Annotated in this window: 11 protein-coding genes; 4 read left to right on the top strand and 7 right to left on the bottom strand. The window is 37.8% G+C overall.

From position 1 onward, the window contains the following. Positions 1-27 precede the first annotated feature (27 nt). Together AC4D4B_RS10940 and AC4D4B_RS10935 are read left to right on the top strand one after the other, a co-directional pair. Entirely contained in the window at positions 28-675 is a 648-nt protein-coding gene (locus tag AC4D4B_RS10940) for an acetoin utilization AcuB family protein (protein ID WP_490996402.1), read from the top strand. After that, positions 672-1,820: an acetoin utilization protein AcuC gene (locus AC4D4B_RS10935; protein WP_490996401.1), complete on the top strand. Its 1,149-nt coding sequence runs from the start codon at positions 672-674 to the stop codon at positions 1,818-1,820. The genes AC4D4B_RS10940 and AC4D4B_RS10935 overlap by 4 nt, the downstream gene beginning before the upstream one ends. Before the next feature lie 197 nt (positions 1,821-2,017). Here AC4D4B_RS10935 and ccpA read toward each other — a convergent pair whose 3' ends face one another. Beyond that, entirely contained in the window at positions 2,018-3,016 is a 999-nt protein-coding gene (ccpA, locus tag AC4D4B_RS10930) for a catabolite control protein A (protein ID WP_490996400.1), read from the bottom strand. A gap of 294 nt (positions 3,017-3,310) precedes the next feature. Then, positions 3,311-4,396: a bifunctional 3-deoxy-7-phosphoheptulonate synthase/chorismate mutase gene (locus AC4D4B_RS10925; RefSeq protein WP_490996399.1), complete on the bottom strand. Its 1,086-nt coding sequence runs from the start codon at positions 4,394-4,396 to the stop codon at positions 3,311-3,313. Positions 4,397-4,600: 204 nt separating this feature from the next. Between AC4D4B_RS10925 and AC4D4B_RS10920 the strand changes: the two genes are divergently transcribed. Continuing rightward, positions 4,601-6,781, top strand: a complete 2,181-nt coding sequence (locus AC4D4B_RS10920) for a cell division protein FtsA (protein WP_490999898.1) — start codon at positions 4,601-4,603, stop codon at positions 6,779-6,781. Positions 6,782-6,800: 19 nt separating this feature from the next. Here the strand turns inward: AC4D4B_RS10920 and ytxJ are convergent, their stop codons facing one another. The 3 genes from ytxJ to AC4D4B_RS10905 are packed head-to-tail and all read right to left on the bottom strand — an operon-like array spanning position 6,801 to position 8,433. Next, positions 6,801-7,127, bottom strand: coding sequence for a bacillithiol system redox-active protein YtxJ (ytxJ, locus tag AC4D4B_RS10915; RefSeq protein ID WP_490996397.1), 327 nt, complete (start codon positions 7,125-7,127; stop codon positions 6,801-6,803). A gap of 36 nt (positions 7,128-7,163) precedes the next feature. Next, the gene (locus AC4D4B_RS10910; protein WP_490999897.1) at positions 7,164-7,901 is read right to left on the bottom strand and encodes a YtxH domain-containing protein; all 738 of its coding nucleotides are present in this window, start codon (positions 7,899-7,901) and stop codon (positions 7,164-7,166) included. 28 nt (positions 7,902-7,929) lie between these two features. Next, positions 7,930-8,433, bottom strand: a complete 504-nt coding sequence (locus tag AC4D4B_RS10905) for a DUF948 domain-containing protein (RefSeq protein WP_490996395.1) — start codon at positions 8,431-8,433, stop codon at positions 7,930-7,932. A 165-nt stretch (positions 8,434-8,598) separates the two neighbouring features. On the opposite strand from AC4D4B_RS10905, the gene AC4D4B_RS10900 reads away from it, so the two are divergent. Further along, positions 8,599-9,714, top strand: a complete 1,116-nt coding sequence (locus tag AC4D4B_RS10900) for an aminopeptidase (protein ID WP_490999896.1) — start codon at positions 8,599-8,601, stop codon at positions 9,712-9,714. Between the two features lie 56 nt (positions 9,715-9,770). On the opposite strand, the gene murC is transcribed toward AC4D4B_RS10900, so the two are convergent. Next, complete coding sequence (murC, locus tag AC4D4B_RS10895; protein WP_490996393.1) at positions 9,771-11,072, bottom strand: UDP-N-acetylmuramate--L-alanine ligase; 1,302 nt, start codon at positions 11,070-11,072, stop codon at positions 9,771-9,773. A 318-nt stretch (positions 11,073-11,390) separates the two neighbouring features. Then, positions 11,391-14,189, bottom strand: a complete 2,799-nt coding sequence (locus AC4D4B_RS10890; RefSeq protein ID WP_490999963.1) for a DNA translocase FtsK — start codon at positions 14,187-14,189, stop codon at positions 11,391-11,393. Positions 14,190-14,194 lie beyond the last annotated feature (5 nt).

Raw genomic sequence — 14,194 nt, 5'->3', positions numbered from 1 at the left:
CGAACAGATTTTTAAGGGGGGCTACTTATGATTATTGAGGATATCATGATCAAGGATGTTATTACGCTTCAAAAAAATGCTACACTCCGGCAGGCAATTGATTTAGTAAAACTAAAAAAAATCAGGCATATTCCAATAGTAGACGATGAACAAAGGTTAATCGGCCTTTTATGTGATGTCGATATTCGCTCTGCAACTCCTTCTATCTTCCATCTTGATGAATATAAAGAAGACCTTCTAAAGCCAATAAGCGATATCATGATTACCGATATTTATACAGCACACCCACTTGATTTCGTTGAAGAGATTGCATTTGTATTCTATGAACAAAAAATATCTTGTATGCCTGTAATCAGTGACAACAAATTAGTCGGGATTATTACTGAAACAGACCTTCTGCATACATATGTAGAACTTACTGGAACGAATCAGCCTGCATCCCAAATAGAAGTAAAGGTCACCAATAAACCAGGTACGCTTAGTGAAATAGCAGAAGTCATTAAAGGCTACAATTCAAATGTGAATAGCATTTTCATTTATCCATATAAAGAAGACCCTGAATATAAAGTCTTGGTACTAAGGATTCAAACAATGAACCCGCTGAAAATCGTACAGGGCCTAAGGTCCTCTGGATATGAGGTATTATGGCCAGATATACCGGAGAGCACTCTATGAAGGAAGCCTCATTTGTTTATTCAACCGATTTACTTTCCTACAAATTTAATGATAATCATCCATTTAACCAAAAACGATTGCAAATAACAGTTGATTTATTAAATAAAATGAATGCCCTGAAAGAGGAAGACTGCATCAAACCAAGAATGGCAACAGACGAGGAATTAAGCCTGGTCCATGATCCCGATTACATTAACGCGGTTAGATTAGCCGGACAAGGAAAGCTTGACCCAGATAAAGCCTTAAATTATGGAATTGGGACCGAAGACACCCCTATTTTCTCTGGAATGCATGAAGCAAGCGCTTGGCTTGTGGGAGGAACATTGTCTGCCGTTGATGAAGTAATGGAAGGTCGTGCTCAGCATGCCATAAATCTGGGCGGTGGTTTGCATCATGGCTTTAGAGGAAAAGCCTCCGGATTCTGTATCTATAATGACAGCTCTGTTGCCATTAAATATATGCAAAAAAAATATAATGCCAGAGTGCTCTACATAGATACGGATGCCCATCATGGAGATGGTGTTCAGTGGACTTTTTATGATGATCCTTCTGTTTGTACACTGTCCATTCACGAAACAGGTCGCTACCTATTCCCTGGAACTGGGAATATTACTGAACGCGGAAATGGGAAAGGGTATGGATATTCCTTTAATATCCCCCTCGATGCTTTTACGGAGGATGAATCATGGCTCGAGTGCTATGAAAAATCCTTTAAAGCTGTCATAGAATTTTTCCGCCCGGACGTTATTTTAACTCAAAACGGCGCTGACGCTCATTACTATGATCCATTAACACATCTTTCTGCTACCACTGCAATCTATCAATCCATCCCAAAACTGGCTCATAAGCTTGCACACCAATACTGCCAAGGTAAGTGGATAGCAGTTGGAGGCGGTGGATATGATATCTGGAGAGTCGTTCCGCGTGCCTGGTCCTTAATATGGCTGGAAATGACCAATCATTCAAATCGTTCAGGCAAATTGCCCGTTGATTGGATTGATCATTGGTCAGCATTAGCACCCGTCACATTACCGACTACATGGGAAGATCCGCCTGATATGTACAAGCCCATCCCACGTAAGGCAGAGATTACTGAAAAAAATGCCAAAACCCTGGAAAAGGCACTTTACACGATTCTATCCTAAGCCGATAAATCTGCAGAATTTCAAGTAACTGATTATAAATATTTCATGGTTTAAATTTCTTATATAACTGGTCACAGACACCAAGTTACACACTAAAAAGACGAGGACTGGATATAATGTATACTACCGGTTTACTAAAATAAAAAGCTGAACCATTTGTAGAACTATTCACAAAATGGCTCAGCTTTTTTTAATTTTTATTTTGTTGAGTCTCTCTCTTCAATTCTGTAAGGCAGAATTACAGAGGATTCATCTACCTCTTCTTTGTTCATAAGTTTTGTCAGCAAGCGCATGGAAACGGCACCAATATCATATAATGGCTGAACAACCGACGTTAGACGAGGACGTACCATTAAAGATAATCTCGTACTATCCGAACTGATTACTTCAAGATCCTCCGGTATGGAGATACCTTTATCTTGCGCTGCATGAATGATGCCAAGAGCTGCCTCATCAGAGCATACAAAAATAGCTGTCGGTTTATTATCCAATTCCATTAGCTGGTTCAAAGCTTCGATTCCGTCATCATAGGATGCATCTGTTTCTACTAGATATTCTTCATTATAAGGAATATTAGCGGATTCCAATGCTTTGCGGTATCCCGGCACCATTTTTTTCTCTATAATTGCATTTTGCAAAGATCCTGATACCATGGCAATATTCTTATGTCCACGATCAGCAAAAGATGTAATCGCATCTATGACGGCTTGTTCATAATCAATATTCACAGATGGAATTTGAGCAGAATCTTCAATTGTACCTGCCAATACAACTGGAACCGGTGATTTCTTGAATTCTGCGATATGCTCATCCGTAATATTTGAACTCATAAAGACAAGTCCATCAACTTGTTTGCCAAGCATCGTTTGGATTAAACGGCTTTCTTTTTCTTCATTTGAATCCGAGTTACTTAAAATAATATTATATTTATACATGGTAGCAATATCTTCAATCCCTCTTGCTAATTCAGCATAGAAGATACTGGAGATATCTGGAATAACAACTCCGACTGTTGTTGTTTTCTTACTTGCTAATCCGCGTGCCACAGCATTCGGTCTGTAGCCAAGTCTTTCAATTACTTCATTTACTTTTTTACGTGTTGCTGGTTTAACGTTTGGATTACCGTTGACAACACGTGATACAGTAGCCATTGAAACATTTGCTTCACGAGCTACATCATAAATTGTAATATTCATTTTTTACACCGCCCAAATTTCTCTATTCTTATCCTAATAGTATTCAATTAAGTACCATTTAGTATGTTATTATAATAATACTCTACCCTCTAAATTCGTGCAAATAAACACTTTATCTATTTTCTTACTATTGTATACATAACGAATCCTATTTTCACTAAGGCTAGCTCAGGACTTACTTAAAAAAGATAATTAAATTTTATAAATTCCACTTCTTAAAATTCAGGGACGATTAATTCGTTAAACTAATGAAGAAAAATGAAAAAGAGTTGCCAAATAGCAACTCCATATTTATTAAATTCTGATACCTGTCTGCTTAGTGAATTGATTAATCTCGTTTACAAACGTATCAAATTGGTTTAAATCCATCTGTTGTGCTGAATCAGATAGAGCAACTGCCGGATCAGGATGAACTTCGGCCATAACCCCATCAGCACCGATTGCCAATGCAGCTTTAGCAGTTGGAATTAGCAGATCTCTTCGGCCAGTCGAATGCGTAACATCTACCATCACCGGTAAATGTGTTTCCTTTTTCAGTATAGGTACAGCTGAAATATCCAGTGTATTCCGTGTAGCCTTTTCATACGTACGAATTCCGCGTTCACATAATATAATATTTCCATTTCCCTGCGCCATTATATATTCAGCTGCGTTAATGAATTCTTCAATCGTCGCTGCCAGCCCTCTTTTGAGCAGAACAGGTTTATTGACAGCACCCGCTGCTTTTAATAACTCAAAGTTCTGCATATTACGAGCACCAATTTGGATCACATCAATATACTTGACCGCAGTCTCAATATCCGCCGGATTTACAATTTCGCTTATAACAGCCAAATCGAATTCATCAGCAACTCTCTTCAGGATTTTTAATCCTTCTTCACCCAACCCTTGGAAATCATAAGGGGATGTTCTTGGTTTATAAGCTCCGCCTCGGAGTAATTTATATCCTTTATCCTTAACAGCTTTTGCTACAGTCGCTACTTGTTCATAGGATTCTACCGCACATGGGCCAAACACAAAGGACGGTATTCCATTTCCCACTTTCTCACCCTTCAAATCAATTATCGTATCATCAGGATGCTTTTTACGGGAAACTAGCAATGCTTTACGGTGATCATCTTCCTGTAATTCGAGGCTTGCTTTAAATATTTCTTTAAAAATATGTTCAATGGTTGATTTTTCAAATGGGCCATCATTATTTTGGATAAGTGTATTAAGCATTTCTCTTTCTCTAACAGGATCATAACGATACTGGCTTTGCTTACCTTTTAATTCACCGATTTGTTGTACAACTTTTCCTCGTTCGTTAATAAGCTGTAATAATTGCAAATTCAAATTATCCAGTTGTTCTCTTAATACATCCAGTTCCATATTACTCAATATCACTCATCCTCTCTGTTCTGCATTGCATGATTTTAGCCTGGGTCTCATATATTTTAAAAATTTCTAAATCACTTAGTAAAATATTTTACATTTCAGTATATAATTGAAACTATTATAACGGATTAATTCGGTATTGTCACTATTAAACCTTTATTAATAAACCGCTTTTAAGTGTTAAAGCATAAAAGGAGAGACGAATCCTTGACCAAAAAAATTTTTGCTCTCGATATTGGTACACGCTCAGTTGTAGGAATCATATTAGAAATACGCCTCGATCAATATGTCGTTACAGACGTCATCATTAGAGAACATACTGAGCGCGCAATGCTGGATGGCCAGATTCATGATGTCGTAGCTGTTTCCAACGTTATACTCGATATTAAGCTTACACTTGAAAAAAAGCACGGTCCTCTTACTAAAGTATGCGTAGCAGCTGCAGGACGTGCTTTGCGTACAGAGATTGGAAGATCATCTATCCCTATATCCGGCAAGCCTCTCCTTTCTGCCGATGACCGCATTCATCTAGAATTAGCTGCGGTACAACAAGCACAGTTTCAGGTAGCTGAAAAAGAAGAAATCCAAAGTAATTATCACTATTATTGTGTAGGCTATTCTGTTCTCCATTACTATCTTGATGGCCAGGAAATCGGAAATTTACTTGACCAAAAAGGGGATGAAGCAGAAGCAGAAATTATCGCTACTTTTCTGCCCCGAGTAGTCGTTGAATCACTATTTGCTGCACTCAAAAGAGTTAATCTTGAGCTGGAAGCACTGACTCTTGAACCAATTGCTGCAATTCATGTCCTTATTCCACCCTCGATGAGAAGGCTCAATGTCTGCCTTGTTGACATTGGAGCTGGCACTTCTGATATAGCGATTACAGATGAACGAACCGTTATTGCCTACGGTATGGTCCCTGTTGCCGGAGATGAGATAACAGAGGAAATCAGTGATCAGTATTTACTTGATTTCCCGATTGCGGAAGATACCAAGAGATCCATAAATGAACAGGAGTTTGTCAAAATCAGTGATATTCTTGGTTTCGAATCAGAAATTCCAAAAGAAGAGATGATTAAAGCCATCTATCCCGCCATTGAAAAGTTGGCAGATTCCATTAGCCGAGAAATTTTGCAACTGAATAATGCGAAGCCCCCGCAAGCCGTTATGCTTATTGGCGGAGGTAGCTTAACACCGCGTTTACCCGATATTTTAGCAGAGAAATTAAATTTACCTTCCAATAGAGTTGCTATACGCGGAATAGACGCTATCAAAAATTTAGTGATTGAGCCTGATAACATCAAAGGGCCTGAACTCGTTACGCCCATTGGAATAGCCATTTCATCAGATGTTAATCCAATCCATTATGTATCTGTTGAAGTAAATGGGGTCCCTGTTCGTTTATTTGATCTAAAGCAACTGACTATAGGAGATGCCCTTCTTGCAGCAGGTCTTCATTTAACAAAGCTATATGGTAAACCGGGTAACGCAAAGATTGTTAGTATTAACGGCAGAAATATTACCATACCGGGTACACATGGAGAACCTCCTCTAATCAAAAAGAATAATGTGTCTTGCTTACTTGATGCTCCATTAACCCCTGGAGATCAGCTATGGATAGAGAAGGGAAAAGACGGTTCTGAAACACCTGTGATAGTAAGGGAATTACTTGATGAGCTGCCTATGAGGAAGATTTATATAAACGAAGAGAAATATGAAATTCCGTGTACCCTATTCATGAATGGTTTTCCTGCCGATGGTCATGAAGATGTCCATGATGGTGATCGAATTGTTTTTAAAATGCCTGAGACCGTTCAGGATGCATTATTGTTCGCTGGTTTGAATTCTATACTGGATGAACTTATCCCGTTTAACCTATTTATCAATGGCCGGCAGGAAAGCTTCGTTTCGTTTTCAGGTGCCATATATGTTAACGGAAAAGGTGTTTCTTTAAAGTATCGGATAGCCGATCATGATCGCCTCACCTTAGTTCGAAGAAAAGCAATCACAGTCAAGGATTTAATAGGTGTCTATAAGACTGAAGAGCTTAATCAAATATCTGTCACATTTAATGGTCAACCACTTACTTTGACAAATAATAGCTATACAGTCTATCGGGAAGATAGAGCCTTAGATGATACAGATATCCTTATAAATGGGGAACAATTAAAAATAAACGTTAATAAAGACTCTACTTTTATATTCCAGGATCTATTTCGATACATTGAAATAGAACTTCCCAAGAATAATCCAGGTGGGTTTCACCTAATGCGGAATAAACAGGAGGTCACGTTTTACGATGAAATCCAAGATGGTGATCACCTTGAAATCGTTTGGTTTAGTTCGCAAAATAATCCGACCATAAGTAAACCGGTAAGGAGTTAATTTCCTTACCGGTTTCTATTTAGGTATATTCTTTAATTGCCTGTTCCAGACTTTGCGCTGTAATTCTTCCATGAGATGTATTCCACACAGCCTCACTATTTTTAAATAATATAGCTTGTGGTGACTCATGTTTGATTCCAGTCAAATCTCGAACATGCTCTGATAGTGGTTTGGCTTCCTGTACAGCTAGATAAGCTGTTGCTATAGCAGGATGCTCAGCGACAAACTGGGAATACTCATCAAAAGCTGCACCACTAATTGGGCATGTAAGGCTATGCTTCAGAAGCAGAAAAACATCATGCTCTAAAAGTTGCTGTAATTCCTCTTCGTTAGTTATCTTTTTCATCTATATCCCCCCATTTGCGTTTATTCCAAACCACTATTATTTTTTATTTGTTGTGTTTTTCGAATTGGATGCTGAATTGTTTTTATTTCCAGTTGAATTAGAAGAATTAGAACTTAAATCAACTTTTATTGTATTATTCGAGCTATTAGATGGTGTTTTACCAGAAGATGTATTTCCGCTGGCTGTCGAATTGAAGCCAGTTTTTTCAGATGCATACGTTTCTTCTTTAGCTGTATTTTTACTGTCTATGTTTTCTTCTCCAACATACACGTCATCTGGGGAATCAACTACAACGTTACTATCCAATGTCTTATCTGTTTGATTTTCCTCTGTATCAGAAGATTGACTGTTGCTTTCTTCATTTGTCGTGCTTCCAAACTTTTTCTTAACCGCTTCTGTTAATGGTGCACCTTTTTCTTTTGCGACAGAAATCCATTCTGTTCCTTTTTCTTGAGCTGTTTGTTTTAAAGCCATTCCTTTTTCTTGAGCTGTTTGTTTTAAAGCCATTCCTTTTTCAGTAGCTGTTTGTTTTAAAGCAGATCCCTTTTCGGTAGCCGTTTGTTTTAAAGCAGACCCCTTTTCAATTAATGGAGTTCCTTTTTCCATTAAAACGCTGCCTTGTTCTGATAAATCGTGACGAAGTTCTTTACCGGACTTAGGTGCTAAAAACAATGCAGTAGCTGCTCCAACAAGCCCGCCTACTATTGCTCCTACTACAAAATCTTTTGTAGACATACCATTATCTTGATTAAAATTTTCATTTTTATTATTCATTCTTAAACATCTCCTTTTTTATAGTTGATTAAGATTGAGAACGTTGATATCTGGTTTCTTGTGTAGGTACAGTAACATCTCTGTCTGCTTCAGCTTCGGTATAAATTGCTGTACTTTGTTCAGCTTTATGTTTTTTCCACTTATTCACAAGCTCAATACATGCATTACCCCATTGAACTACTTGGGTAATTTTTTCGTCATTATGACTCGCAGCCAATTGAACTCGGTTTGTAATCTGGTCAATGGTTTGATTCACACGTTGAATCGATCCTCCCACACCTTTAACTGCATCAACAACCGTATTTAAATTCTCAGATTTATGCTGAATATCTTCAGCCAAAGCATTTGTCTTATGTAGCAGCAGTGTTGTCTCGGTTGTTATACCTTGCATCTGAGTTTCTAGGCCTGTTAATGTGCTAGATACACTCTCCATTGTTGTTTGAAGGGATTTTAATGTTCTTGAAAGATAAATAACAAGAACCAGGAACGCTATGGCAATCACTGCCACACTTAAATATAAGATAATTTCCATCGTCTTCACTCCATCTCTAAATTATAATTAGTTTTTACCCTTAATCTCCTTATTTAAACTATATAAGAATTTATTCTACTCCACAATGTTCCTTCCACACTTAATATTATTAATAAAGTAAGATACAATTAAATTAAGCTTATGAAATGAAAGGAGATTTTTTTTATGAGGGATCCAAGAATTCAGCAATTAGCTCATAATTTAATTAACTATTCCGTAAAATTACAAAAAGGAGAAAAAGTACTTATAGAAAATTTCGGTATACAGCCAGAACTTGTTAAAGCATTGGTAATTGAGGCATATCAGGCTGGTGGATACCCATTTGTATCAACAAAAGATCAAACCATTGAAAGACAGTTACTATTAGGTGCAACTGAAGAACACTATAGCTTAATCGCCGAATTTGAATCACAGGTTATGGGTAAAATGGATGCCTATATAGGTCTTCGTGCAGGTGATAATATTTCAGAACATTCTGATGTTCCTGCTGATAAAATGAAAGTCTATGGACAGACCGTACAAAATAAAGTACATAGAGACATCCGCGTTCCAAAAACAAAATGGGTGGTCCTTCGTTATCCAACCAATTCAATGGCTCAGCTGGCAAAAATGAGTACAGAAGGATTTGAGGATTTTTATTTTAATGTATGTAATCTTGATTATGCCAAAATGTCTGAGGCGATGGATAGCCTAGTCGAGTTAATGAATCAAACGGACAAAGTACGCATTACAGGTCCAGGAACAGATTTACATTTTTCTATTAAAGGCATTCCTGCTATTAAATGTGCCGGTGAGCGTAATATCCCAGATGGTGAAGTGTATACCGCTCCTGTACGTGATTCTGTAAATGGCACCATTACGTATAATACCCCATCTCCATATCAAGGATTTACATATGAAAATGTATGTCTAACATTCGAAAACGGAAAAATCGTTAAGGCAACAGCGAATGACACAGAAAGAATCAATAAGGTATTTGATACTGATGAGGGCGCACGTTATATCGGCGAATTTGCCATAGGCGTTAATCCGTATATAACCAACCCAATGCAGGATATTCTATTTGATGAAAAAATTGATGGAAGCTTTCACTTTACACCGGGTCAAAGCTACGATGAGGCACCAAATGGTAATCACTCCAGCATCCATTGGGATTTGGTTAATATCCAACGTAAAGATTATGGAGGCGGCGAAATATATTTTGATGATCGACTAATTAGAAAAGACGGCAGATTCGTTCTCCCAGAATTAGAAAAACTAAACCCTGAGAATTTAAAATAAACAAAAAAACCCTTCAAGAGTGCTTACTTATACTCTCGAAGGGTCTTTATTTGCATTTATTTCGTTATAAAACTCTCATAGGCTGCTTGCACTTTTTGGATATCTCCAGCACCCATAAATAATAATACACCTTTTTCATGATTTTTAAGGATAGATGGATCTTCCTCCTGAATAATTTGAGCACCATCCACCTTATTACAAAGATCTTTAACTGTTAGTTTCCCATTCAGCTCTCTTGCTGATCCGAAAATTTCACATAAGTATACTTTATCCGCTTCTTTTAAGCTTTCAGCAAAATCATCTAAAAACTTTTGAGTTCTAGAGAAGGTATGCGGTTGGAATACAGCTACAATTTCCCGATCAGGATACTTTTGTCGAGCTGAATCAATTGTTGCCTTTATCTCTGTTGGATGATGGGCATAATCATCGATTAAGACTTGGTGATTAACTTTTTTTTCTGAGAAACGTCTCTTAACACCTGTAAATGACATTAAGCGTTCCTTAATAATTTCCACATCAATATCCTCATATTGACAAAGAGCAATAACAGCTAACGCATTTAAAACGGTATGACGTCCAAACATTGGAATGGTAAATGTCTCATAATAATTATTTCTTACATGTACATCGAATGTAGTTCCAGCTTCTGAAGTGACAATATTCTTAGCCTGGAAATCATTTTCTTCGTTAAACCCATAAAATATGACCGGTACTTTCGCCTGGATTTTTTGTAGCTGCTCATCATCACCACAGGCAATAATTCCTTTATTTACTTGTAGTGCCATCTCTTGAAAAGCAGAGAACACATCATCAAGATTTGCAAAATAATCCGGATGATCAAAATCAATATTGGTCATAATGGCATAGTCCGGATCGTAGGATAAAAAGTGTCGGCGGTATTCGCAAGCTTCAAATACAAAGTATTTAGAATCCGCTTCTCCCTTACCTGTACCATCGCCAATTAAAAATGACGTTGGCTCAGCTCCGCTGATTACATGAGACATTAAGCCTGTAGTCGATGTTTTTCCATGTGCGCCTGTAACAGCTATGCTCACGAACTTTTTAAGGAAATCTCCAAGAAATCGTGGATAGCGAATGACTGGCAAACCAAGTTCTAAAGCTTGAACAATCTCATCATGACTGTCAGGAAAAGCATTTCCTGCGATGATTGTCATACCTGGTTTAATATTTTCTTTATTAAATGGCAATATTGTTATACCGGCATTTTCAAGTGCGATTTGGGTAAAAAATCTTTTTTCATAATCTGAACCCTGTACCTGATATCCCATATCATGTAGGATTTGGGCTAACGCGCTCATCCCGGATCCTTTTATACCTACGAAGTGATAAACTGTCATAGAATGAACCTCCAACATACGTCAATGCTGTAAAACAGTATATGACGGTCTCTTTTTTTTGCTAATTGCAGTTTGCCTGCTCCTGCCTGTTTAGGCTTTACTAATTGAAATAATATAAGTAGTTAAAACCAGTTAGATTACTATTGAAACGAGCACAAGCAATCCATATCTTCATTGCGTTAAAGATATAACTTGTATGATTATAAACCTATAAATCGATTTCGTACAATTTTTCTAACTGATTTTCTCATAAATATAGTATTACCTTTTCTGGCAAATACTCATAATTAAATTATTATACAAAAATTTTCCCTCTGTTCAAAAAGGGGATTGAGATTCATGTATAGCTTCTAAATCAGATTCAGATATAAGCACATCACGAGGTTTACTTCCTTTTGATTCTGATAGAATTCCTTCTTTCTCAAGCATATCAATCAGCCTCGCTGCCCTGTTATAACCAATCCTAAAGCGTCTTTGCAGGCTGGATATGGATGCTCCACCCATCTCAACAGCAAACTCACACACTTCGTAATAAAGTTCATCCTTTTCTTCTATATGTTCACTTGTTTTTACCAATTCATTTGGCTCAAACATAAAGGATGGCTTAGCCTGATCCATTACATGTTTTACGACATCCTCAATCTCATCATCTGTTACAAAAGTTCCCTGCAGGCGGACTGTTTTAGAAGTCCCATTTTCCAGAAACAGCATATCTCCCCGTCCAAGTAACTTTTCAGCTCCGCTTTGGTCCAGAATCGTACGTGAATCAACCTGTGAAGAAACAGAAAAAGCAATTCTTGTAGGAATATTTGCTTTGATTAATCCGGTAATGACGTCTACAGATGGTCTTTGTGTGGCTACCAGTAAATGAATCCCACATGCTCTGGCTTTCTGCGCAATACGGCAGATCGCTTCCTCTACGTCAGCAGGAGACATCATCATTAAGTCAGCCAGCTCATCAATCACGATAACTAAATAAGGAAGCTTATGTTCCATTTGCCCGGATGATAGTGCCTTTTCATTATATCTGACAATATCTCTCACACCTGAATGAGCAAACAATTCATATCTCCGTTCCATCTCTTCCACTGCCCATTTCAGTGCAGCTGTTGCAGCTTTTACATCTGTAATAACCGGTGCTGCCAGATGTGGAATATTGTTGTATGGCGCTAGTTCAACCATTTTCGGATCAATTAGTAAGAGTCTGACATCAGATGGATGCGATTTATATAATAGACTGATTAAAACGGAATTAATAAATACACTTTTTCCGGAACCTGTAGAGCCTGCCACCAATCCATGCGGCATTTTCTTCAAATCGGTTACAATTGGGTTTCCGGATATGTCCAACCCGACTGCCACTGAAAGCGGTGAGGTATTCTCAGCAAAAACTTTTTCCTCCAAAACCTCACGCAGATAAACAGGACGTGTATTTATATTGGGAATTTCAATTCCAATCATTCGTTTCCCGGGTATCGGTGCTTCTATACGAATATCTTTAGCAGCCAGGCTTAGTTTTAGATCATCATTTAAATTTGTGATTTTACTAACCTTAACACCAGGATCCGGCTGAACCTCAAATCTTGTTACAGAAGGTCCTTGAGAATACGTATGCACTCTAGCCTTAACATTGAATTGTTCAAGTGTATCATCTAGCAAGGCTGCTTGTTCTGCAAGCCAATCAGCATCTTCTCTAATGTCCACTCGTGGCTTCAAAATTGAAATATCCGGATATTGATAGGATTCATTCAGTTTTTTTTTAGGTTGCTCTAAAGGCTTTTCCTCTTTGCTGGCAATCGTTTTTTGATTGCGATTTGCTGCAATATGATCTTTATCATTTTTAAGCATTAATACGTTAAAAGGAATGTGTTTTCTGCGCTCCCTAATACGTTTTTCTCTTTCTATTTTTCGTCTCTCTTCTTCATCCATAGAATCATTTGTCTCTTTTGCTTCCATTCGACTGTTTAGCTCTGATAAAGAGACTTCCTGATTTATATGTTTCTCCGTACCATCCAGTTGAGCGGATTTCTCCAAACTATTGGTTTGATCCATTGACTGTGTTTCGAACGAAGTTATAGATTCATTCGAAACAGATTCACTCGTTTGAATGTCCTTGATTGAAAACTCATCCTCAGTTCCGTCAAGCAGAATAATATCCTGCCCATTTCTCTCATTGTGACTGATGTCTATATTTTCTTCATCATTTCCGCTTACCTGCTGGTCTTCTTCTATATTCATTACAGATTCATTGGTCTGCGTGATTAAATCATGAGCTTGCTGAATTTCATCTCTCTTGTATGGTTGGTCTTCCTCCATATGAGAATCAGCTTCCTCGATATCCTCATATACCTCACTGTATGAAGGGGAATGGACGTAATCTTCAACTGGTTCCTTCGGTTGGAGTCCTATGTTGTTATCCAATTTTTCATCATCAGCTTGTTCATCAACATTCTGATGAATCATTGGAATAGATTCAAATTCCTCCTGCTTCATCTGTGAGTCGGAATGCATGAACAGTGTATCTTCTTCCACAATTCCTTCTTCTTGAATTATTTCTTCTTCATAATCAGCGTTTAATATCGCTTCATTCATTTCCTCTATAATCTGATTCTCACTGACTGGATCCCATGCTAGTTCACTTGTGGCTGCAACCTCTGTATCCTCTGCTGAAACAGTATCAGGCAATAGTGGAGCAATCACACTCTCCATATCCTCCATATGCCTATTCCCATCATTATTCGAGACTTTTGGCTGTTCCTCTTTGATCTCTTCATCTGAATGCTTGAAATCGGAATTCAGCGGCAGCTCATCCTGTCTTTCCATTTCAATGGATGGATCTTGATTGACCTTCGGTGGATTTACTTTCTTTCCATGCATTAAAGCAAGTACGGAATCTAAGGTTGTTTCGGATGGTAATTCATATTCAACTGTTTTTTGATTTTTAGTGCCGGCCTGTCGATTTTGAAATCCATAAATAGGCGAAGGTATTTCCGTTCTTCTAAACGGCTTTTTATTCGGAACAACTTCGTTCTGTTTTGGTTCTAGTTTAGGTATGATTCTTTGATTTGACATTTTTAATTTAGGAGTAGCAGCCGGAGATTTCTCAAATCTCCTCACGTGCA

It is taken from the genome of Pradoshia sp. Z6_59 (genome assembly GCF_058267515.1).
Note: the sequence above shows the minus strand (reverse complement) of the source record. Positions and strands in the feature narration are given on the sequence as shown.